16 protein-coding genes are annotated in these 22,327 nt (G+C 68.6%); 10 read left to right on the top strand and 6 right to left on the bottom strand.

The features are described from left to right. Positions 1–131: 131 nt before the first annotated feature. The 3 genes from QN245_RS13060 to QN245_RS13050 all read left to right on the top strand — a co-directional run bounded on the left by QN245_RS13060 (position 132) and on the right by QN245_RS13050 (position 4,253). On the top strand, positions 132–2,099 hold the full coding sequence (locus QN245_RS13060) for a DEAD/DEAH box helicase (protein WP_317843368.1): 1,968 nt from the start codon (positions 132–134) through the stop codon (positions 2,097–2,099). A 233-nt stretch (positions 2,100–2,332) separates the two neighbouring features. Further along, positions 2,333–3,052 carry a pseudouridine synthase gene (locus QN245_RS13055; RefSeq protein ID WP_184448625.1) on the top strand — a complete coding sequence of 240 codons (720 nt, stop codon included), beginning with the start codon at positions 2,333–2,335 and terminating at the stop codon, positions 3,050–3,052. Positions 3,053–3,185: 133 nt separating this feature from the next. Further along, entirely contained in the window at positions 3,186–4,253 is a 1,068-nt protein-coding gene (locus QN245_RS13050; RefSeq protein ID WP_184448624.1) for a GGDEF domain-containing protein, read from the top strand. Positions 4,254–4,535: 282 nt separating this feature from the next. Here the strand turns inward: QN245_RS13050 and QN245_RS13045 are convergent, their stop codons facing one another. The 3 genes from QN245_RS13045 to QN245_RS13035 all read right to left on the bottom strand — a co-directional run bounded on the left by QN245_RS13045 (position 4,536) and on the right by QN245_RS13035 (position 7,551). Then, complete coding sequence (locus QN245_RS13045) at positions 4,536–5,483, bottom strand: DMT family transporter (protein WP_017916225.1); 948 nt, start codon at positions 5,481–5,483, stop codon at positions 4,536–4,538. A 52-nt stretch (positions 5,484–5,535) separates the two neighbouring features. Then, a complete protein-coding gene (locus tag QN245_RS13040; protein ID WP_317843367.1) occupies positions 5,536–6,510 on the bottom strand; it encodes a 2-keto-3-deoxygluconate permease in 975 nt (324 codons plus the stop codon). 201 nt (positions 6,511–6,711) lie between these two features. Next, a complete protein-coding gene (locus tag QN245_RS13035) occupies positions 6,712–7,551 on the bottom strand; it encodes a DUF72 domain-containing protein (protein WP_317843366.1) in 840 nt (279 codons plus the stop codon). Between the two features lie 203 nt (positions 7,552–7,754). Between QN245_RS13035 and QN245_RS13030 the strand changes: the two genes are divergently transcribed. The 6 genes from QN245_RS13030 (at position 7,755) to secF (ending at position 16,412) form a co-directional block, all read left to right on the top strand. Continuing rightward, positions 7,755–9,371 (top strand): serine hydrolase, encoded by a 1,617-nt coding sequence (locus QN245_RS13030; protein WP_317843365.1) that lies wholly within the window; start codon positions 7,755–7,757, stop codon positions 9,369–9,371. A 273-nt stretch (positions 9,372–9,644) separates the two neighbouring features. Further along, positions 9,645–11,474: an ABC transporter ATP-binding protein gene (locus QN245_RS13025; protein WP_184448620.1), complete on the top strand. Its 1,830-nt coding sequence runs from the start codon at positions 9,645–9,647 to the stop codon at positions 11,472–11,474. A gap of 162 nt (positions 11,475–11,636) precedes the next feature. Next, positions 11,637–12,779, top strand: coding sequence for a tRNA guanosine(34) transglycosylase Tgt (tgt, locus tag QN245_RS13020; protein WP_317843364.1), 1,143 nt, complete (start codon positions 11,637–11,639; stop codon positions 12,777–12,779). Positions 12,780–13,127: 348 nt separating this feature from the next. Next, the gene (gene yajC, locus QN245_RS13015; RefSeq protein ID WP_010343515.1) at positions 13,128–13,472 is read left to right on the top strand and encodes a preprotein translocase subunit YajC; all 345 of its coding nucleotides are present in this window, start codon (positions 13,128–13,130) and stop codon (positions 13,470–13,472) included. Between the two features lie 56 nt (positions 13,473–13,528). Next, positions 13,529–15,373, top strand: coding sequence for a protein translocase subunit SecD (secD, locus tag QN245_RS13010; protein ID WP_160971009.1), 1,845 nt, complete (start codon positions 13,529–13,531; stop codon positions 15,371–15,373). 73 nt (positions 15,374–15,446) lie between these two features. Beyond that, entirely contained in the window at positions 15,447–16,412 is a 966-nt protein-coding gene (gene secF / locus QN245_RS13005) for a protein translocase subunit SecF (RefSeq protein ID WP_160971007.1), read from the top strand. 180 nt (positions 16,413–16,592) lie between these two features. Here secF and QN245_RS13000 read toward each other — a convergent pair whose 3' ends face one another. From QN245_RS13000 to QN245_RS12990, 3 genes are all read right to left on the bottom strand, one after another. Then, the gene (locus QN245_RS13000; protein ID WP_317843363.1) at positions 16,593–17,564 is read right to left on the bottom strand and encodes an IS110 family RNA-guided transposase; all 972 of its coding nucleotides are present in this window, start codon (positions 17,562–17,564) and stop codon (positions 16,593–16,595) included. Between the two features lie 403 nt (positions 17,565–17,967). Then, the gene (locus tag QN245_RS12995) at positions 17,968–20,115 is read right to left on the bottom strand and encodes a methyl-accepting chemotaxis protein (protein WP_317843362.1); all 2,148 of its coding nucleotides are present in this window, start codon (positions 20,113–20,115) and stop codon (positions 17,968–17,970) included. Positions 20,116–20,597: 482 nt separating this feature from the next. Further along, positions 20,598–21,425, bottom strand: a complete 828-nt coding sequence (locus QN245_RS12990; protein WP_160971003.1) for an inositol monophosphatase family protein — start codon at positions 21,423–21,425, stop codon at positions 20,598–20,600. 118 nt (positions 21,426–21,543) lie between these two features. Between QN245_RS12990 and QN245_RS12985 the strand changes: the two genes are divergently transcribed. Continuing rightward, positions 21,544–22,302, top strand: coding sequence for an RNA methyltransferase (locus QN245_RS12985; RefSeq protein WP_160971001.1), 759 nt, complete (start codon positions 21,544–21,546; stop codon positions 22,300–22,302). The last annotated feature ends 25 nt before the right edge of the window (positions 22,303–22,327 follow it).

The following is a 22,327-nucleotide window of genomic DNA, read 5'->3' as shown; positions in this document are numbered from 1 at the left end:
GTACGTGGGATAGTGCGCGTGCGGCCACGCTGAACGGCGACCTTCACCCGCTTTCGACATGCGGCCCGTCACGGGGCACAATAGGGCTTCTTTGCGCCTGCCGGTTCTCTGCGGCGCCTCCGGAGTCTCCCATGTCCCAAGATACCCCCGCGCCGCTGCTGTTCGCAGATCTCGGCCTCTCCCCTGCTGTGATGAAGGCGGTCGCCGACGTCGGCTACGAGTCGCCTTCGCCGATCCAGGCCGCCACCATCCCGGCGCTGCTGACCGGCCGCGACCTGCTCGGCCAGGCCCAGACCGGCACCGGCAAGACCGCCGCGTTCGCGCTGCCGATCCTGTCGCGGCTGGATTTCGCCCAGCGCAAGCCGCAGGCGCTGGTGCTGGCGCCCACGCGCGAATTGGCGATCCAGGTGGCCGAGGCGTTCCACCGCTATGCCGCGGCGATCCCCGGCTTTCAGGTGCTGCCGGTGTACGGCGGCCAGCCCTACGTGCAGCAGCTGTCGGCGCTCAAGCGCGGCGTGCACGTGGTGGTGGGCACCCCCGGGCGGGTCATCGACCATCTCGACCGCGGCACCCTGGACCTGTCCGAACTGAGGACGCTGGTGCTGGACGAAGCCGACGAGATGCTGCGCATGGGCTTCATCGACGATGTCGAGGCGGTGCTGAAGAAGCTGCCCGACTCGCGCCAGGTGGCGCTGTTCTCGGCGACCATGCCGCCGGCGATCAAGCGCATTGCGCAGACCTATCTGAACGACCCGGCCGAGGTGATCATCGCCTCCAAGACCACCACGTCGGCCAACATCCGCCAGCGCTACTGGGCGGTGAGCGGGCTGCACAAGCTCGACGCGCTGACCCGGATCCTGGAGGTCGAGCCGTTCGACGCGATGATCATCTTCGCGCGCACCAAGGCCGGCACCGACGAACTGGCGCAGAAGCTGCAGGCGCGCGGCCTGGCCGCGGCGGCGATCAACGGCGACATCCAGCAGGCGCAGCGCGAGCGGGTGATCCAGCAGCTCAAGGACGGCAAGCTCGACGTCCTGGTCGCCACCGACGTGGCCGCGCGCGGCCTGGACGTGGAGCGGATCAGCCACGTGCTGAACTACGACATCCCCTACGACACCGAAAGCTACGTGCACCGCATCGGCCGCACCGGCCGTGCCGGGCGCAGCGGCGAGGCGATCCTGTTCGTCAGCCCGCGCGAGCGCGGCATGTTGCGCGCGATCGAGCGTGCCACCCGGCAGCCGATCGAGGAAATGCAGCTGCCCAGCGTCGACGCGGTCAACGACCAGCGCGTGACCCGCTTCATGGAGAAGATCAGCGAGACCATCGCCAGCGGTGGCATCGACATGTACCGCGATCTGCTGCAGAAGTTCGAGGCCGAGAAGAACGTGCCGATGGTGGAAGTGGCGGCAGCGCTGGCGCGCCTGCTGCAGGGCGATACGCCGCTGCTGCTGGCCCCGGACCGTCCGCGTGCCCCGCAAGGCGAACGCTTCGAGCGCCGCGAACGCACCGAGCGCACCGAGCGCACCGAGCGCCCGGAACGTCCCCGTTTCGAGCCGAAGTTCGAGCGCGAGCCGCGTGCGCCGCGCCGCGACGACGGCGAGCGTCCGGCGCGTCCGGCCCCGGCCGCGCGCGGCGAGGATTTCGATTACCACCGCGACGTCGGCAGCTTCGAGGCGCCGCGCCGCGACAAGGCGCCGAAAGCGCCGCGCGGCGCGCCGGAAGTGGGCATGGAGACCTACCGCATTGAGGTCGGCCACCAGCACGGGGTCAAGCCGGCCAACATCGTCGGCGCGATCGCCAACGAAGCCGGGCTGGAGAGCAAGTACATCGGCCGCATCGACATCCATGACGATCATTCGGTCCTGGACCTGCCGGCGGACATGCCGCGCGAGCTGCTGACGCACCTGAAGAAGGTCTGGGTGTCCGGCCAGCAACTGCAGATGCGCAAGCTCGAGGGCGACGATGCCGGCAGCGCGCTGTTCAAGCCCAAGTTCGCCCGTACCGGCAAGCCCGGCGGCAAGCCCAATGCCGCCGGCCCGCGCCCGGCCGGCCGCTTCGCCGCCGACCGCCCGCCGCGCAAGGGGCCGCCGAAGCGTTGAGCGGCCGGGAGTGGGGAGTCGGGATTGGGGATTCGTTGTAGCGTTCCCTGATCCTGATGTCGCCCGTGCCGTCGGGCAGGTCGCGTCCCTGCCGTGACGTGGGCATGCGCGCCGCAGCCCGGTCGCGTCCGCCCACCGCCTGCCGCCTTGCACTGCCTGGCTCCCCGTAGCGTCGCCGTACACGATCGCCCGCTTTAGCGAATCCCTAATTCCCAATCCCGAATCCCCGCCCCATGCCAGTCCGCCTCAACAAGCACATCGCCGAGACCGGTTTTTGCTCGCGCCGCGAGGCCGATCGGCTGATCGCCGCGCGCCGGGTCACCGTCAACGGCATGCCGGGCGGCGTCGGTTCGGTGGTGGGCGAGGGCGATGAGGTCAAGGTCGACGGGCAGCCGCTGCGTGCGCGCGCCAAGGCCAAGAGCGGGCGCCGCCACGTCTACATCGCGCTGAACAAGCCGGTCGGGGTGACCTGCACCACCGAGAGCGCGGTCAAGGGCAACATCGTCGACTTCGTCGGCCACGAGCAGCGCATCTTCCCGATCGGGCGCCTGGACAAGGAGTCCGAGGGGCTGATCCTGATGACCAGCAACGGCGATATCGTCAACGAGATCCTGCGCGCCGAGAACCGCCATCAGAAGGAATATCTGGTGGCGGTGAACAAGCCGGTCACCGACGAATTCCTGCGCGGCATGGCGCGTGGCGTGCGCGTGCACGACCAGATGACGCTGCCGTGCCGCACCGCGCGGATCGCCAAGTTCGGGTTCCGCATCGTGCTGGAGCAGGGGCTCAACCGGCAGATCCGGTTGATGGCCGCGGCCTTCGACTACCGCGTCACCCAGTTGCGCCGCGTGCGCATCGACAACATCAAGATTGGCGCGCTGAAGCCGGGCCAGTGGCGCAATCTCACCGAGCAGGAACTGCGCGGCCTGCTGCCGCAGCGCCAGGAGTGGTAACGGCGTCTCAGTGTCGGCCGTTGGCCGCCGCCGCGCGGCCAAATTGTACAGGTGGCGCGCCTGCCAGGACTGGCGTCCGCCGCGGATATGGCCATACTGCGCAACGCGCACCATTGCCGCTGCCAGGTACCCTGTGATCAAGCCCCGCAAGCCCGACAACGAAGCCGCGCGCCTGCAGGCGCTGCATGCGTTGCAGATCCTCGATACCGAACCGGAAGCGTCCTACGACGATCTGGTCGACATCGCCGCCAAGCTGTGCGACACGCCCTCGGCGCTGATCTCGCTGGTGGACGACGAGCGTCAATGGCTGAAGGCGCAGCGCAACGTGCGCCTGTTGAGCACCGCGCGCGACGAGTCCTTCTGCGGCCATACCATCCTGACCCCGGAGCAGGTGATGGTGGTCGCCGACGCCACCGCCGATGCGCGCTTCCAGCACAATCCGCTGGTCACCGAGGGCGGCGTGCGGTTCTACGCGGGCGCGCCGCTGCTGACCCGTGACGGCCTGCCGGTCGGCACCGTGTGCGTGCTCGACAACCGTCCGCGGACCCTGCAGCCGGAACAACTGGCGGCGCTGCAGGCGTTGTCGCGGCAGGTGATGCAACTGATCGAGCTGCGCCGCAGCAGCCATGCGCTGGCGCTGCAGCTGCGCGAACGCGCCTGGTACGAGCAGCAGTTGCTGCAGTACCAGCACTCGCTGGAATCGCTCAACGCCGAACTGCTGGAGCAGGCGCGCACCGATCCGCTGACCGGTCTGCTCAACCGTCGTGCCTTCGCCACCGCCCTGATGACCCATGCCGAAGCGGCGCAACGGGGCGCCGCGCCGCTCAGCGTGGCGATCCTGGACCTGGATTACTTCAAGAGCGTCAACGACCTGCACGGCCACGACAAGGGCGACGAGGTGTTGCTGGCGCTGGCCGACATGCTGCGCACGCGGATGCCGCCGGACAGCGTGGTCGCGCGCTACGGCGGCGAGGAGTTCGCGCTGCTGCTGCCGGGCCTGGACGCGGCGCAGGCGGTGCGCACCTGCGAGCGCCTGCGCCAGGACACCAGCCTGCTGCAGCTCGGCGTGCCGCTCACCGCCAGCATCGGCGTGGCGACGTTGCAAGGCCGCGAGAGCGCCGAGGACCTGCTCAAGCGTGCCGACCAGGCCCTGTACGAGGCCAAGCGCGCCGGCCGCGATTGCGTGTCGCTGGCGGCGTAGGCGCGCTATCTCGTCGCGACGGGACGATACTTAGGATCCTTCCTGCTGGAAGAAGATGCCCCGCAGGAGCGGATGAGGGTAGGCGCGTCGCCTCGCGCACTTACATTCCGCCAGACGCTTTCGCGCCGTACCCTCACCCCAACCCCTCTCCCGGGGGGAGAGGGGCTAGGAATGTCGAGCATGCCACGCCCTTCGCGTTGGCCTGCGGTCATGCCGCAAATGTGCAGGACGGGGCCAATCCCGAATCTCCAATCCCCAATCCCGGAGTGAGCGCGCCAGCGCTCACTCCACCACGTTCTTCGCCTCGCAGGTCGCCAGCAGTTCCGGGTGCTGCACCGGGCGCGTGCGCGTCAGCAGTGGATGCAGGAACACCGCGCCCAGGATCACCGCCACGCCGAGGTAGAACAGCCCGGTGAGCTGGCGCTGCTCGTCCAGCAGCACGATCGCGAACACGATCGCGTAGACCGGTTCCAGGTTGGTGACCAGTTGCACCGCGTAGGCGCTGAGCCGGCGCAGCGCGACCAGGGCCAGGGCGAACGGTAGCAGCGTACAGAGCAGCGCCAGCGCCAGCAGCAGGGCTGTGTCGTGCAGACTGGGCAGCACCAGCAAGGGCCCGCTCAGGGCCGGCAGCACGAACGGCAGCAACGGCGCCAGCGCGGTGAGGGTGAGGGTGCCGGCGCCCAGTTCCAGCGCGGTCACGGTCAGCGGATCGGCGTGGTCGACCAGGCGCTTGTTGAGCGAGCCGAAGGCCGCCACCAGCAGCGCCGACACCGCACCGACCGCCACGCCGGCGCGCATCCCGTGCGGCACGCCGCCGACCACCAGGGCCACGCCCGGCAGCACCGCCAGGCCGAAGGCCAGTTCGCTGGGGCGGAACGGCCGCTTCGCCACCCACGGTTCGATCACCGCGGTGAACACCGGCGCCAGCGCGATGCAGGTCGCCGCCACCGAGGCGTTGGCCAGCTTGATCGCGCCGTAGAAGGTCAGCCAGTGCAGGCCGACCAGGGCGCCGACCACGGCGTAGCCCAGCGCCAGTTTCGGCGTCAGTGCGGCCAGTCCGCGCCACACCCGCGGCAGCAAGGCCAGCGCGGCCACCACCATCAGCATCCGCCACCACACCAGCGGCAGCGCGGGCAGGGTGATCAGCTTGCCGAGAATCGCGGTGATTCCCCACAGCAGGACGCAGAAATGGATTTGCAGCTGGGCTTTGGTGGTGGGGTGCATCGGCATCCGCATATTGTCGCGCAAAGCACGGCGCGACGGTCGCAGATCGGGGGGCGGATCAGGCGTCCGCTGCGGACGGCGACGTGGTCCGCGCCATCCTGCGCGCATAGGCGGCGGTGAGCGGCGGCACCAGCAGCGCCGTCACCACCACCGAGGTCGCCACCAGCGCGGTCGCGGCCGGCGCGGTGGCCTGGAACTGCGGCGCTACTGCCGCCACCAGTGCCGGCGTGGCCACCGCGGCGCCGGCGGTGCTGGAGGCGGCGAGGCCGGCGCTGCCGTTACCGCCGGCCAGCCAGCGGTCGGCCAGCAGCAGCGGGATCCCGGTCGCCACGATCACCAGCAGGCCGAGCGCGACCCCGGCCACGCCGGCGTGGGCGACCATGCGCAGGTCCAGGGTATTGCCCAGGGCGAAGGCGAAGAACGGGATCAGCGCCGGCACCGCCCGCGCGAACAGGGCGCGCAGCGCCGGGTCCAGATTGCCGAGCACGAAACCAGCCAGCAGCGGCAGCACCGCGCCGAGCAGCAGCCGCGGTTCGAAGCTGGCGACGCCGGCAGTGCCGAGGATCAGCATGGTCACCAGTGGCCCGGATTCCAGCGACATCAGCGCCATCGCGCCGGCCTCGCCGCGGCCGCCGTACTGCTGCATGAGCGCGGCGAACAGGCCGGCATTGGTCATGTCCATCGCTGCGACCAGCGCCAGCACCGACATGCCGCTCCACACGCCGGCGACGATGCCGCCCGGCGGCAGCAGGCGCGCGGCGATCACCGCGGTCAGCCACGCCACCGCGATCTTGGTCAGCACCAGCACGCCGGAGGCGCGCAGCACGCGGCCGCCGCTGCGCAGCCGGATCGAGGCGCCCAGGCAGAAGCACCACACCGCCAGGATCGGCACCAGCCCGCCGATCAGGCCCTGGGTGAACGAGCCGAACCAGGCGCCGGCCTGCGGCCACAGGGTGTGGCAGAGGGCGCCCAGCAGCAGCGGCGCCAGCATCATGCCGCCGGGAAGACGTTCGAGCGTGCGCTTGATCCGCATCGATGGGCTCCGCGTGTGGAGGCGCGACCGGTGGCCGCGGCCCGGCGATGGCACCGGACCGGCGCTGTTGTACCGCAGTGCGGCGACTGCCAGGTGTCGCCGGGTGTGCGCGGTCGATGCCCGGTTCAGCCGTCGTGCGACCGCGGCGTCGGCGGTCGCGCTTGCGCTGTGCCGCACGTCGCGTGCGTGCGGCACAGCGCGTCACGCCTGTGCGGCGGACCCGAGGATCTTCAGCAGGGCCATCGCCGCTGCGGGATTGCGTTCCTTGGCGGCGCTGATGAAGTAGACGAAGACTTCGCGCGGCGTGGTCTTGGCCACGGTCGTGTCGGCGTGCGGCAGCGCCTGCGGGTCCTCGCCGCGGCGCCAGGCCTGCGCGTGCGCGGCCCAGGCCTGAAGCTCCTTGGGCGGGTAGCCATGGGCGACGTCGGCGCGGCTGCGCATCAGCCGTGCATAGACGAAGTCGGTGCCCAGGTCGGCGAAGGAGGGGAACTCGGGCGAATCGGTGAACACCGTGGCCACGCCGTGCCGGCGGGTCAGCTGCAGCAGTTCCGGGCCGACGCAGGCCGGGTCGCGCACTTCCAGCACGTGGCGCAGCCGGCGTCCGCCGGCCTTGCGCGGCAGCAAGTCCAGGAACGCGGCCAGGTCGTCCAGGTCCAGGCGGTGGCCGTGCTCGAACTGCCACAGCAGCGGGCCGAGGCGGTCGCCGAGACTGGCGATGCCGCCGACGAAATCCTCGATCTGCGTGCCGGCGCCGGCCAGCCGCCGCAGCGCGGTGATGCGCTTGGGCGCCTTGGCCGAGAACAGGAAACCCGGCGGCGTCTCGTCGCGCCAGCGCGCATAGGTGTCCGGCTTCTGCGCGCCGTAGTAGGTGCCGTTGATCTCGATGCTGGTGACGTGGCGGCTGGCGTATTCCAGCTCGCGGCGCTGCACCAGGCCCTGCGGATAGAACATGCCGCCGCGCCACGGCGCGTAGGTCCAGCCGCCGATGCCGACGCGGATGCCGTCCGGCGCGGCCGGGGCGGAGTCGAAAAGATCGTTCATGCGGGTACGCGAGCGGAGGGGGAAGACCCGATTGTGCCGCAGCGCGGCGTCGTCGCACCGTCTGCGACGCGGCCCTGCAAGCGCGGCACTGCCGCCTGCGCACGCGCTGGCCTACACTCGGCGGCGACGCCCGCGTGGCTAGGCCTGCGCCGCAGCCCGCGCCGGCCGGTCCCTTTCCCTTGGTTCTTTCAGGAGCGACGCAGTTGAAGAGCATCTCGATGGGCTGCGGCCTGTTGTTGGCGGTGAGCGCCACCGTGCAGGCGCAGGCGCCGGCCCCCACGTCGTCAACTCCCGCGCCGGCCCCGGCCGCGTTGCCGCCGGCCTTGCAGGATCTCGATGCGCAGGTGGAGCGCGTGCGCAAGCAGTTCGACGTGCCGGGCATCGCCATCGCCATCGTCAAGGACGGGAAGGTGGTGCTTGAGCGCGGCTACGGCGTGCGCGAACTCGGCAAGCCGGAGCCGGTGGATGCGCAGACCCTGTTCGCGATCGCCTCCAATACCAAGGCCTTCACCTCCGCGGCGCTGTCGATCCTGGCCGACGAAGGCAAGCTCAAGCTCGAGGACCGGGTGGTGGATCACCTGCCGTGGTTCCAGATGTCCGATGCCTATGTCACCCGCGAGATGCGCGTGCGCGACCTGCTCAGCCATCGCAGCGGCCTGAGCCTCGGTGCCGGCGACCTGTTGTTCTGGCCGGCCACCAGCTACAGCAACGAAGAAGTGGTGCGGCGCCTGGCGCACGTGCCGCTGAAGGGCGGTTTCCGCGACCGCTACGCCTACGACAACATCCTGTATGCCGTAGCCCAAAAGCTGATCGAGCAGGTGTCCGGGCAGAGCTACGCCGAGTTCGTGCGCCAGCGCATCTTCGTGCCGGTGGGCATGACCGGGGCGCGCATCAACAGCGACCACCTGCAGCCCGGTGATGCAGCCGCGGTCGGCCACGCCAAGTTCGATTTCCGCGAGTTGCGCACGGTGGCGCCGCTGACCTGGTCCAACAATTCCGGCGCCGGCGGCATCTACGCCAACGTGCACGACATGGCCAAGTGGATGCAGGTGCAGCTCGACGGCGGGCGCCTGCCGTCGGCCGATGGCCAGACGCGGCAGCTGTTCAGCGCCCAGCGCCAGCAGGAGATGTGGCAGATGATCACGCCGATCGCGGTGTCCGAGCCGAGCGTGCCGGAACTGCTGCCGGCCAAGCCGAACTTCGCCGGCTACGGCGAGGGCTGGAGCCTGAGCGATTATCGCGGCGCCAAGCTGGTCTGGCACACCGGCGGCTGGCCGGGCATGGTCTCGCGGCTGACCCTGGTGCCGGAGCGCAAGCTGGGCGTGATCGTGCTGACCAATCAGGAGGTCGGCGCCGCCTTCAACGCCATCACCCTGCGGGTGCTGGACGCTTACCTGGGCGCGCCGGCGACCGACTGGACCGCCGCCTACGCCAAGGCCGTGGCCAAGGCCGACGCCAGCGCCGACGAGGACTGGGCCAAGCACGTGGCTGCGCGCGACGCCAAGTCCACGCCGTCGCTGCCGCTGTCCGGCTACGCCGGCACCTACCGCGACCCCTGGTATGGCGACGTGGTGGTGCGCCAGCAGGGCAAGCGCCTGGAACTGCAGTTCAGCAAGACCGCGCAACTGGTCGGCACCCTGGAGCACTGGCAGCACGACACCTTCATCGTGCGCTGGCGCGACCGCTCGCTCAACGCCGACGCCTTCGTCAATTTCGCGCTGACGCCCGACGGCAAGGTGCGCGAGGCGCGCATGCAGGCGATCTCGCCGTTGACCGATTTCAGCTTCGATTTCCAGGATCTGGTGTTGACGCCGGAGTGAGACCGGGATTCGGGAGTGGGGATTCGGGATTCGTAGGAGCGGCTTCAGCCGCGACCAAGCGTTATCGGTAACGCCTGGTCGCGGCTGAAGCCGCTCCTACAACAGAAAGCGATAGGCGCCATGCGGGCGGGAGGCCGCTCTTGCGAATCCCCAATCCCGACTCCCTAATCTCGGCTTCACCTCGAATCCCGAATCCCAAATCCCCATTCCCAGCGTCACAGGACGTGACGCCAGATACGCTACCCTGACGCCCCTTTTTAGCGTGGCGTCGCGATGTTCCGCTGGTTCGAGTCCCTGATCGAGGTCTTCCCGAAGGTCGAGACCCAGATGCCGCCGCGCGGGGTGGTGCGCTTCTATCTGCACTACCTGCGCCCGTTGTGGCCGCTGCTGCTGGCCACGGTGGTGGCGGGGTTGCTGCTGGCGCTGGTGGAAGTGGCGATGTTCGATTTCCTCGGCCGCATCGTCGACATGGTCGCCGAGCAGCCGGGGCCGGATTTCTTCCAGCGCCACGCCGGCGAACTGCTGTGGATGGCGCTGATCGTGCTGGTGGCGCGGCCGTTCTTCGTCGGCCTGCACAACCTGCTGGTGAACCAGGCGATCGTGCCCGGCCTCAGCAACCGCGCGCGCTGGTTGATGCACAACTACGTGGTGCGGCAGAGCCTGGGCTTCTTCCAGAACGACTTCGCCGGGCGCATCGCCAACCGGGTGATGCAGACCGGGACCTCGCTGCGCGAGTCGGCGGTGCAGATGGTCGATGCGCTGTGGTACATCCTGGTCTACACGACCAGCGCGCTGTGGCTGTTCGCCCAGGCCGACCCGTGGCTGATGGTGCCGCTGATCGCGTGGCTGCTGGTCTACGTGGGGTTGATGGTCTACTTCGTGCCGCGGATGAAACAGCGCGCCTGGATCGCCTCGGACGCGCGCTCCAAGGCAATGGGTCGCATCGTCGACGGCTACACCAACATCGCCACGCTCAAGTTGTTCTCGCATGCCGGGCGCGAGCAGGGCTATGTGCGCGAGGCGATCGACGAACTGGCGGTCAAGCATCGCCGGCAGACCCGCATGACCACGGCGATGGATACCGCCATCGCCATCGCCAACGGCTTCCTGATCGTCGGGACCTGCGGCCTGGCGCTGTGGCTGTGGAACCGCGGCCAGATCAGCGTAGGCGCGATCACCGTGGCCACCGGCCTGGTGATCCGCATCCACAACATGTCCGGCTGGATCATGTGGACGGTCAACGGCCTGTTCGAAGACATCGGCGCGGTGCAGGACGGCATGGAAACCATCGCGCAGCCGGCGCAGGTGCAGGATCGCGCCGACGCGGTGCCGCTGCGCGTGCAGCGCGGCGCGGTGCACTTCGAGCACATTCACTTCCACTACGGCAAGCGCGGCGGGGTCATCGCCGGGCTCGACCTACAGGTGCGCGCCGGTGAGAAGATCGGCCTGGTCGGCCCGTCCGGCGCCGGCAAGTCGACCTTGGTCAACGTGCTGCTGCGGCTGTACGACCTGGAGCAGGGCCGCATCCTGATCGACGGTCAGGACATCGCCGGCGTCACCCAGGAGAGCCTGCGCCAGCAGATCGGCCTGGTCACCCAGGACACCTCGCTGCTGCATCGCTCGATCCGCGACAACCTGCTGTACGGCCGCCCCGACGCCAGCGAGGCGCAGTTGCACGCGGCGGTGGCGAAGGCGCGCGCCGCCGAGTTCATCGAGCAGTTGGTGGACGGCGAAGGCCTGCGCGGCTACGACGCGCAGGTCGGCGAGCGCGGGGTCAAGCTGTCCGGCGGCCAGCGCCAGCGCATCGCCATCGCGCGCGTGCTGCTCAAGGACGCGCCGATCCTGATCCTGGACGAGGCCACCTCGGCGCTGGATTCGGAAGTGGAAGCGGCGATTCAGGACAGCCTGGACGAGCTGATGGCCGGCAAGACGGTGATCGCGATCGCCCACCGGCTCTCCACCATCGCGCGGATGGACCGTCTGGTGGTGATGGACCGCGGCGTCATCGTCGAGACCGGCACCCATGCCGAACTGGTCGCCCGTGGCGGCCTGTACGCGCGCCTGTGGGCGCGCCAGACCGGCGGCTTCGTCGCGGCGGAATAGGATTTCGCCGGACCTCGCCGCGCCCGGCGGTCGCGGCGCAACGACGCAGCGGGGCAGGGCAGCGGCACTGACGGCGGTGGCCGGGACGCCGTGCTCCGCTCGGAGGCGGCGCCGGCCGCCCGGCAATGCGACAATGCGCGGCTTACCGATAGTCGCCAGACCATGTCCCGATTGCAGTTCGAGCTCCATACCACCGACGGCGCCGCGCGCCGCGGCCGCCTGACCTTCCCGCGCGGAACGGTCGAGACTCCCGCGTTCATGCCGGTGGGCACCTACGGCTCGGTCAAGGGCGTGCTGCCCGAGCAGATCAAGGCGTTGGGCGCGCAGATCATCCTCGGCAACACCTTCCACCTGTACCTGCGCCCGGGCCTGGACGTGATCGGCGATCACGGCGGCCTGCACGGCTTCGCCCGCTGGGACGGGCCGATCCTGACCGATTCCGGCGGCTTCCAGGTGTTTTCGCTGGCGCACCGGCGCAAGATCAGCGAGCAGGGCGTCACCTTCGCCTCGCCGACCGACGGCGCCAAGGTGTTCCTGGGGCCGGAGGAGAGCATGCAGATCCAGCGGGTGCTCGATTCGGACATCGTGATGATCTTCGACGAGTGCACCCCGTATCCGGCCACCGAGGATGTGGCACGGCGTTCGATGGAGTTGAGCCTGCGCTGGGCGCAGCGCTCGCGCGACGCGCACGACGCACTGGGCAACGACGCGGCCCTGTTCGGCATCGTCCAGGGCGGCGTGCATGCGGACCTGCGCACGCGTTCGATCGAGGGATTGCAGGCGATCGGCTTCGACGGCTACGCGATCGGCGGCCTGGCGGTGGGCGAACCGGAGCACGAGCGCAACGCCATGCTCGAGCACCTGCATCCGCGGCTGCCGGGCGACCGCCCGCGCTACCTGATGGGCGTGGGACGCCCGGAGGACCTGGTCGAGGGCGTGGCCCGCGGCGTGGACATGTTCGACTGCGTGATGCCGACCCGCAATGCGCGCAACGGCCACTATTTCACCTCCTTCGGCACGGTGCGCATCCGCAACGCCCGCTACGAGCGCGATCTGGATCCGATCGAGCCGGGCTGCGGCTGCCACGCCTGCAGCGGTGGCTACACCCGCGCCTACCTGCGCCACCTAGACCGCTGCAACGAGATGCTGGCGCCGATGCTGGGCACCCTGCACAACCTCTGGTACTACCAGAAGCTGATGGCCGACATGCGCGCCGCGATCGCAGCGGGAACCTTTGCCCAGTTCCGGCGGTCCTTCTATGCGGCGCGCGGCGTGGAAGCAACCCCACTACCGGAGCACGGATAAGCCCCTCTCCCTCCGGGAGAGGGGTTGGGGTGAGGGTCGGGCGCAGCCTCGTGTTATTCGGGACAGGAGTTGGGGGGTGAGGGTCCGGGCGAAGCCTCGTGCCGTTTGGGAGGGGTTGGGGTTAGGTCCGGCCGCAGCCTCGTGCAGTCGAACTGACACGTGGCTTCGCCCGCACCCTCATCCGCCGCTACGCGGCACCTTCTCCCGTAGGGAGAAGGAAGGCACGCCGCGGCGGTTCCGGAGGGTGAAGGAAGATCGTGGCATAATCGGCGGCTGCTTGCTGCCGCAAGGCAAACCAGCGGTCCGTGCCCCAGGGCGGCGGGCTGCCCAAACCATAGGACGTACCCGATGAATCCGCTCGATTTCCTGATTCCCGTCGCCCAGGCGCAGACCGCCGGCGGCACCGCCCCGGCCGGTGGCGGCCTGCAGATGTTCCTGCTGCCCATCATCCTGATCGCGGTGATGTATTTCGTGATGATCCGGCCGCAGATGAAGCGCCAGAAGGAACACAAGTCGATGCTGGACAAGCTCGGCCGTGGCGACGAGGTCATCACCTCCGGCGGCGTGGCTGGCGTGGTCACCGACATCGGCGACAACTTCATCACCATCGAAGTGGCCGACAACGTGCGCATCCGCGTGCAGAAGGGCGCCGTCGGCAATGTCCTGCCGAAGGGCACGCTGAAGTCCGCCTGATCCATTTCTCCTACTGCTAGGCGCGACGCCGGCGTGGCGTCGTGCGGGGTCCCGCAATGCTCGAGTTTCCGCGCTGGAAGTATGTCCTCATCCTGATCGTGCTGGCGTTGAGCGCTTTGTACGCGCTGCCCAACGTGTACCAGAAGGATCCGTCGGTCCAGATCACCGCCAGCCGCGGCGGCAAGATCGACGACGCCCTGCGCGAGCGGGTGCTCGCCGACCTGAAGACGGCCGGGATCACCCCGAAGCTGGTCGACAAGGAAGGCGATAGCCTGATGGTGCGCCTGCCGAACCTGCAGGCGCAGACCCGTGCCAACGACGTCCTGCGCCAGCAGGTGGGCGAGAACTACACGGTGGCGCTGAACCTGGCCTCGACCGTGCCGGACTGGCTGTCGCGGCTGGGCGGCAAGCCGATGGTGCTGGGCCTGGACCTGGTCGGCGGCGTGCACTTCGCCCTGCAGGTGGACCAGAAGGCGGCGCTGGAAAAGCGCCTGGACGCCTTTGCCGAGGACATCCGTACCACCTTGCGCGATGGCCGTCTGGCCTACCGTTCGGTCGAACGCCGTCCGGACAACAGCATCCAGGTCAGCCTGGGCGAGGGCGTGGACGCCAGCGCCGCGCGCGCCGCCATCGCCAAGGCGCAGCCGACCCTGAGCTACGCGGTGTCCGGGCAGACCATCACGGTCACCGTGCCGGAGGCGGAGCTGAAGCAGATCGCCGCCGGCGCCATCGAGCAGAACCTGACCACCCTGCGTAACCGCGTCAACCAGTTGGGCGTGGCCGAGCCGATCATCCAGCGCCAGGGCGACGACCGCATCGTGGTCGAGCTGCCGGGCGTGCAGGACACCGCCGAAGCCAAGCGCATGATCGGCGCCACCGCCACGCTGGAGTTCCGCGGCGTGGTCGACGGCAATGCCGAGGACGCGGTGCGCAGCGGCAACATCCCGCCCGACGCCAAGGTCTTCCGCCTGCGCGACAGCGGCGCCCCGGTGCTGCTGAGCAAGCGCGTGCTGGTGTCCGGCGACCAGATGGTCAACGCCACCGTCAGCACCGACCAGAACGGCATGCCGGCCGTGGCGGTGACGCTCAACAACGCCGCCGGCCAGCGCATGTTCGACTACACCAGCGCCAATACCGGCAAGCTGATGTCGGTGGTCTACATCGAGCGCATCCCCACCGTGACCATGGTCGACGGCAAGGAAGTGCGCAGCGTGCGCGTCAACGAGGAGGCGCTGGCGCCGACCCGTATCGCCGGCGTGTTCGGCAAGAACTTCCAGACCACCGGCCTGGAGAAGACCGAGGCGGAGAACCTGGCCAAGCTGCTGCGCGCCGGTTCGCTGGCCGCGCCGATGGACTTCGTCGAGGAATACGTGATCGGCCCGAGCCTGGGTGCGGAGAACGTGGAGCGCGGCGTCACCGCGGTGGTCTACGCCTTCCTGTTCACCCTGGTGTTCTTCAGCGTGTACTACCGCATGTTCGGCCTGATCACCTCGGTCGCGCTGCTGATGAACCTGCTGATCGTGGTCTCGGTGATGTCGCTGTTCGGCGCCACCATGACCTTGCCCGGCTTCGCCGGCCTGGCGCTGTCGGTGGGCCTGTCGGTGGACGCCAACGTGCTGATCAACGAGCGTATCCGCGAAGAGCTCCGCCTGGGCGTGCCGCCCAAGTCGGCGATCGCGGCCGGCTACGAGAAGGCCGGCGGCACCATCCTCGACGCCAACCTCACCGGCCTGATCGTCGGCGTGGCGCTGTACGCGTTCGGTACCGGCCCGCTGAAGGGCTTCGCGCTGACCATGATCATCGGCATCTTCGCCTCGATGTTCACCGCGATCACCGTGTCGCGCGCGCTGGCGGTGCTGATCTACGGCCGTCGCAAGAAGATCAAGTCCGTGGCCATCTGAGCCACGCACGCCACCTTCCGCACGTCCCCGCGCCGGCAGGCGCGGGGTCCAAAAAAACGCAGAGCGGTCTCCAATGAAAATCTTCCCGCTTCACCTGATCCCCAACGACACCAAGATCGACTTCATGCGCTGGCGGCACCCGACCCTGGTGCTGATGCTGGTGCTGGCGCTGGCCTCGTTCGCGGTGATCTTCGCCAAGGGCTTCAACTACGCGCTGGAGTTCACCGGCGGCGCGCTGGTGCAGACCAGCTTCCAGAAGCCGATCGACGTGGACCAGGTGCGCGAGCAGTTGGCCAAGGCCGGCTTCGAGAACGCGCAGGTGCAGAACGTCGGTAGCGGCAACGAGGTGGTGATCCGCCTGCAGCCGCAGGGCGAGCACAACAACGAGGACATCACCAAGAACCTCGCCGAGCAGGTGCGCAAGGCGGTGAGCACGCCGCAGAATCCGGCCACGGTCAAGCCGGGCGAGTTCGTCGGCCCGCAGGTCGGCAAGGACCTGGCGCTGAACGGCGTCTACGCCACCGTGTTCATGCTGGTCGGCTTCCTGATCTACATCGCCTTCCGCTTCGAGTGGAAGTTCGCGGTGGTGGCCAGCGTGACCGCGCTGTTCGACCTGCTGGTGACGGTGGCCTACGTGTCGGTCACCGGCCGCGAGTTCGACCTCACCGTGCTGGCCGGCCTGTTGTCGGTGATGGGCTTTGCGATCAACGACATCATCGTGGTGTTCGACCGCGTGCGCGAGAACTTCCGCAGCCTGCGCGTGGAGCCGATCGAAGTGCTGAACCGTTCGATCAACCAGACCCTGTCGCGTACGGTGATCACCGCGGTGATGTTCTTCCTGTCGGCGCTGGCGCTGTACCTGTACGGCGGCGAGTCGATGGAAGGCCTGGCGCTGACCCACATGATCGGCGCGGTGGTGGTGGTGGTGTCCTCGGTGATCGTGGCGGTGCCGCTGCTGTCGATCGGGCCGTTCCAGGTCACCAAGCAGGACCTGCTGCCGAAGTCGAAGGACGTCGAGGCGCTGGCGCGTAGGCCCTGAGGGGCCGGGATTGGGGATTCGGGAGTCGGGAATCGTAAAAGCGTGATTCCTGGTCCTGAAACACTCGCTCCTGCGAACAGAAAAGCCGCGCGGATGCGCGGCTTTTTCTTTGTGCGGACGCTTGGAGATTCGAGTTGGGGCGGCGCCGCATCCGCTTTGTCGTAGATACCGTCTTACCCCCTAGCAGGCAAGGCTCCTTTTCGGGTCGAACGCGGTGCCCGATTTGAGGACGCCATAGGCGAGGTGCAGGAGCTTGCGCATAGCGGCGCACACGATCTGCTTGCCGGCTTTGCCGCGTTCGCTTAGCCGCTGTTTCAGCGCCCGGATGACCGGGTTGTGGGTCATGGCCACCAGGGCCGGCATGAACAGGCCCGCGCGCAGGCGGGGCGAGCCGGTGCGCGAGATGCAGACATGGCCTTTGCGGTCGCCCGACTCCTGCAGGCACGGATTCAGGCCGGCGAAGGCGGTCACCGCCGAGGCATCGGCAAAGCGCCTCACATCGCCAAGCTCGGCCAGCATCAAGGCCGCACTGGTGTCGGCGATGCCCTGGATGCTCACCAGTAACTCGCGCTGCCCCCGCAAGGTCGGATCCTGGTCGATATGGTCATCGATGGCCTGCTCGATCTGGGCGATGTGATGTTGCAGATCGGCCAGATGGACCTGGATCGAGTCCTTCACCTGGGCCGGAGCGACGTCCAGCCGGTTGCGCTCCATCTGCAGCATCTGTTGCAAGTCCTGGCGCCGGCGCACCAGTGCCTTGAGTTGCTTGAGCGCCGGCGGATCAGGGTGCCAACGGCGTAACTGCTCGCGGTGACGCAGGGCATAGCTGGCGATCAGCTTGGCATCGCTGCGATCGGTCTTGACCCGGCTGAGCTGGCTGCGTGCATACGCGGCCGTCTGCGCCGGGTTGAGCACGCACACCCGATAGCCTCGTGCGTGGAGGAACTCGGCCAGTGCCTGGTGGTAGGTGCCAGTGGCCTCCATGGCGATCCAGCTCTCGGGCTGCGCATGGGTCTGCAGCCATGCCTGCAGGGCCTGGAAGCCCTTGGCATCGTTGGACAACTTGGCCTTGGTACGGTGCTTGCCATTGGTCAGCTCGCTGGCCACATCGAAACTGCGCTTGGCGACGTCGATGCCGATGACGGGAGACATACGCGATTCCTCCATCGTGTCAGGGTCATGATCGGCGCTGTGCCCGGTCCTGCCTTGTCGATGCGAGTTCACGCCGGGGGCGGACTCTGGATACCGTTCGGACACCCAAGGGCCAGCATGTGGAGAGGGGAGCCGATCTACGATGCAAGCTCTAAGCTTCAGGAGCGACTGGACTTCCCACACCTCCTCCGATGATCAGTCGGAAGACATGACGCCTGTTTAGGGGCGCCAGGTCCAGATACAAGGAGCGGCTTCAGCCGCGACGCCTTGCCGGTAAGGCGTCGCGGCTGAAGCCGCTCCTACAGATAGGTCGGTCGGGTTGCAGCGCCTGCCGGTGTCGCGGGATGGGCCGTCGACGACGGCCCATCCCTCCGCGGCGTCCCTGCCGCGCGGCGGGTCCGGACTAGGCCGCGTTGGCGGTGGCGCGGGCGACCAGGTGCGCCACCATCGGGTAGGTCTCGCTGCGCACCTGGAACTGGCCGACGATCTCCACCAGGTCGCCGGCCTGCTGTTCCATCGCGCGCGCCGCGGCGGTGGCTTCCTCGACCAGGGCGGCGTTCTGCTGGGTGGTCTCGTCCATCTGGGTGACGGTGTGGTTGACCTGTTCGATGCCGGCCGACTGCTCCTGCGAGGCCGCGGCGATCTCGCCCATGATGTCGGTGACGCGCTGCACCGAGGCCACGATGTCCTGCATCGTCGTGCCGGCCTGGGCGACCAGTGCCGAGCCTGCGCTCACGCGCTCGACCGAGTCGTCGATCAGCGCCTTGATTTCCTTGGCCGCGCTGGCCGAACGCTGGGCAAGGGTGCGGACCTCGCTGGCGACCACGGCAAACCCACGGCCCTGTTCGCCGGCGCGCGCGGCTTCGACCGCGGCGTTCAAGGCCAAGATGTTGGTCTGGAAGGCGATGCCGTCGATGACGCCGATGATGTCGGCGATCTTCTTGGAAGCCGCTTCGATGCCGTCCATGGTGGTGACGACCTGGCCGACCACCGTGCCGCCCTGCGAGGCCACCGAGGCGGCGCCGGCCGCCAGTTGATTGGCCTGGCGGGCATGCTCGGCGTTCTGTTTCACCGTGGCGGTCAGTTCCTCCATCGACGCGGCGGTTTCCTCCAGGCTCGCGGCTTGCTGCTCGGTCCGGCGCGACAGGTCGTCGTTGCCGCTGGCGATCTCGCCCGCGGCGGTGTCGATGCTGGCCGCGGCCTGCTGGATGCGGCCGACCATGTCGGTCAACTGCGCGACGGTGGCGTTGGCGTCGTCGCGCATCCGCGCGAACACGCCGTGGAAATCGCCCTGCATGGTCTGGGTCAGGTCACCGGCGGCGATCGCGCGCAACAGCTGCGACAGCGCCGCGAGGTTGGTCTCGGTGCCGGTCATCATCGTGTTGAGATTGGCGACCATGCCGCGGAAGGCATGCTGGAAGCGCTGCTCCTCGCCGCGGCGGGAGAAGTCGCCCTGCGCGGCGGCGCGCACCAGCAGGTCGATCTCGTGGTTGATCGCGCCGAGGTTGCGCTTCACCTTGGCCATGGTGTCGGTCAGGATCGCCATCTCGCCCGGGAACTGTTCCAGATCGCGGCTGAGGTCGCCTTCGGCGTACTCGCCCATCAACGTGATCAGCCGCTGCTTGACCGAAATATGGCTGTGCACCAACGCGTTGGTGTCGCGCACCATGCGCCCGTAGTCGCCGGGGAAGCGCGCCTCGTCCATGCGGAAGCTGATCTGGCCGGCGGCATGCTGCCGGGCCATCTCGGTCTGCGCCTGGATCACCGTGCGCAGTTCCTCCTGCATCTGCCGCATGTCGTTGAGCAGCGACGGCGCCTGTGTGCGCAGGCGCACGTCCTGCGACAGGTCGCCGCTGGCGATACGGCGCACCACGTCGGCCGCGTAGGCCGGCTCGCCGCCAAGCTGGCGCATCAGGCTGTTGCGGACCAGCAGGCCGAGCAGGATCGCGGCGACGATGCCGATCAGCATGCCGCCGATGCTGGTCCACTCGCCGGACTGCGCGCGTGCCTCGCTCTCGGCCTTGCGCACCTGCAGCAGTGCGCGTTCGGCGTCCTCGTACTGGCCGATCGTGTCGCGCAATCCGTCCATCTGCTGCTTGCCGACGGTTCGGAATGTGTCCAACTGGGCGTCGTCGCTGTCGGCGGCGGTGGCGCGCATGTGGTCCAGTGCCTTGCGCTTGGTCGCCATGAACTGCGCGTAGTCCTGCATCAGGGTTTGCAGGCGCGCTTGCTGTGCCGCATTGTCCGCGGTCAGCTGCTTGGATTCCTGCCACTGCGCGCGGAACTCGCGCTCGCCGAGTTCGAACGGCTCCAGATAGGACTTGTCGCGGGTCAGGGCGAAGCCGCGTGCGCCGCTCTCGATGTTGAGCAGGCTCACCAGCATGCGGTCGCCGAGAGTGATGACCTTGTACGTGTGCGCGTCCAGCGCCGCGGCGCTGGTGAACTTGCGGAAACCGATCAGGCTGGTGATGCCGACCAGCAATAGCATGGCGATCACGCCGCAGAAGCCGATTGCCAGGCGTTTGGTGACGGTGAGATGATGGAAGGACACGCGAGATCTCCGAAAGATGCGAGAGAGCGGGCGCCACCGGCTCCATTGCCGCAGGGGCGGCAACGCAGGCGCGGATCAGCGGGGGAAGTTCGGGCAAAAGCCCGCATCTTTATCGGCCGCGTTCTGGGGATCTTTAGGGCTGTGTTCGCCGGTCGCATCGGGCGCATCGCACAGGCCATGGCAGCTGCACGCAGCGCCTCGTGTCGCCGTTTTCTACGCAAACCGCGATCAAGCACAGGTGAAGCGCGCGACGTGCAATGCGTGAGCGTGGCGTGAGGCGCAGGCGCTGTGCCGCGTAACGAGCGCAAGCGGAAATTCTGGAAGTCCCATGTCCTCTCGCGATGCGAAAGCGGTGCGTGCAAGGCCCTCGCTGAGAGGCGTGAGCGCGCGGTGCGCGAATGCCGGGCACAAAAAAGCCGCGCAAGTGCGCGGCTTTTTTTGTGCTGGAGTGTCGGCGCCGGCCAGTCGCCGGACGCGCCCGCTCAGAACTTCGCGTCGAACTCGCCGGCGTAGCCGGTGTTGACGATCAGCTTCTGCAGCGCATCGCCGACCTTGAGGTTGCCGGCGACCACCTGGAACTGCTGTGGGCCGCGGTCGTCGATGCGGCCCAGGGTGCCGCCCTTGAAGTCGGTGACGCGGCCGCCGGCCTCGCGCACCAGCAGCACGCCGGCCGCGATGTCCCAGGCCTTCACCCCCGCTTCGAAGTAGGCGTCGCTGCGGCCGCAGGCGACATAGGCCAGGTCTAGCGCCGCCGAGCCGGTGCGGCGGATGTCCTCGGCCTGCACCAGCAACGCGTCCACGCACTTGAGCTGGGCGCTGGCGTGCTTGCGCTCGCGCGGCGCGAAGCCCGTGTGGACCATGGCGCCGTTGAGTTCCTTGCGCTCGCTGACGCGGATGCGGCGGTCGTTGAGCACGGCGCCGTTGCCGCGGCTGGCGGTGAACAGTTCGTTGCGCAGCGGATCGAAGATCACCGCGTCGATCGGCTCGCCGTTCTCGACCAGGGCGATCGACACGCAGTAGTGCGGGAAGCCGCGCAGGTAGTTGCTGGTGCCGTCGAGCGGATCGATCACCCACATGTAGCGCCCGCCGCCCTGCACGCCGCCTTCCTCGCCCATCACGCCGTAGTCGGGGTAGGCGCGGCGCAGCTCCTTGACGATCACTTTCTCCGCATCGGCATCGACTTCGCTGGCGTAGTCCATGCGGTCCTTCTGCACCACGTTCAGTGCTTCCAGGCGGTTGATGTGGCGCAACAGGACGTTGCCGGCGAGGCGGGCAGCCTTGACCATGACGGTGACGGCGGGTTTTTGCATGGCAAACGCTCCCGAAAAGGCGGAGGTGGGTCTGGAGGAGGAAAAGAGCAATCCGGCGCCAAGGCCGGCCGCGCAGTTTACCATCTACGCCCCCGTTCGCTTCGCCTGCCGTGCCGCCATGACCGATTCTCTCCGTATTCGCTTCGTCCTGGTCGGAACCCAGCATCCCGGCAACATCGGTGCGGCGGCGCGCGCGATGAAGACCATGGGGCTGTCGCGGCTGGTACTGGTGGCACCGGAATGCGAGCTGGATACCGAGGCGTACCGGCGTTCTGCTGGTGCCGAGGACCTGCTGCAGCAGGCGCCGGTGCTGCCCGCGCTGGCCGACGCGGTGGCCGATTGCCGGCTGGTGCTGGGCTGCACCGCGCGAAGCCGCCGCGTGTCGCTGGAGGAACTGCTGCCGGCCGATGCCGCGCAGCGCCTGACCGCCACCAGCGCCGAGCCTGCGGAAGTGGCGCTGGTGTTCGGCCGCGAGCGTACCGGCCTGACCAACGAGGAGCTGCAGCTGTGCCACGCGGCGGTGCACATTCCCTCCGATCCGGCGTTCAGTTCGCTCAATCTGGCCGCGGCGGTGCAGGTGCTGGCCTACGAGGTGCGCCTGGCGCAGCTGCGCAGTGCCGCCCCTGCTCCCGCGCCGGCGCCGGGCTTTCGCGAGGCGCCGGCCAGCCACGCCCAGGTGGAAGGGCTGTTCGGGCAGTTGGCCGAGACCCTGGACGACATCGACTTCCACAAGGGACGCGCCCCGGATTCGGCGATGCGCAAGCTGCGCCGGCTGTTCCTGCGCACCGAACTGACTGAGCAGGAAGTGCGCCTGTTGCGCGGCGTGCTGTCCGATGCGCAGCGCATGGCGCGGCTCGCCGGACAGGCGGGAAACTGAGGCCGGACAAGGCGCGAAGGCATCC

Source organism: Xanthomonas rydalmerensis, from assembly GCF_033170385.1.
In the GTDB taxonomy this organism is placed as follows: Bacteria; Pseudomonadota; Gammaproteobacteria; order Xanthomonadales; family Xanthomonadaceae; genus Xanthomonas_A; species Xanthomonas_A rydalmerensis.
Note: the sequence above shows the minus strand (reverse complement) of the source record. Positions and strands in the feature narration are given on the sequence as shown.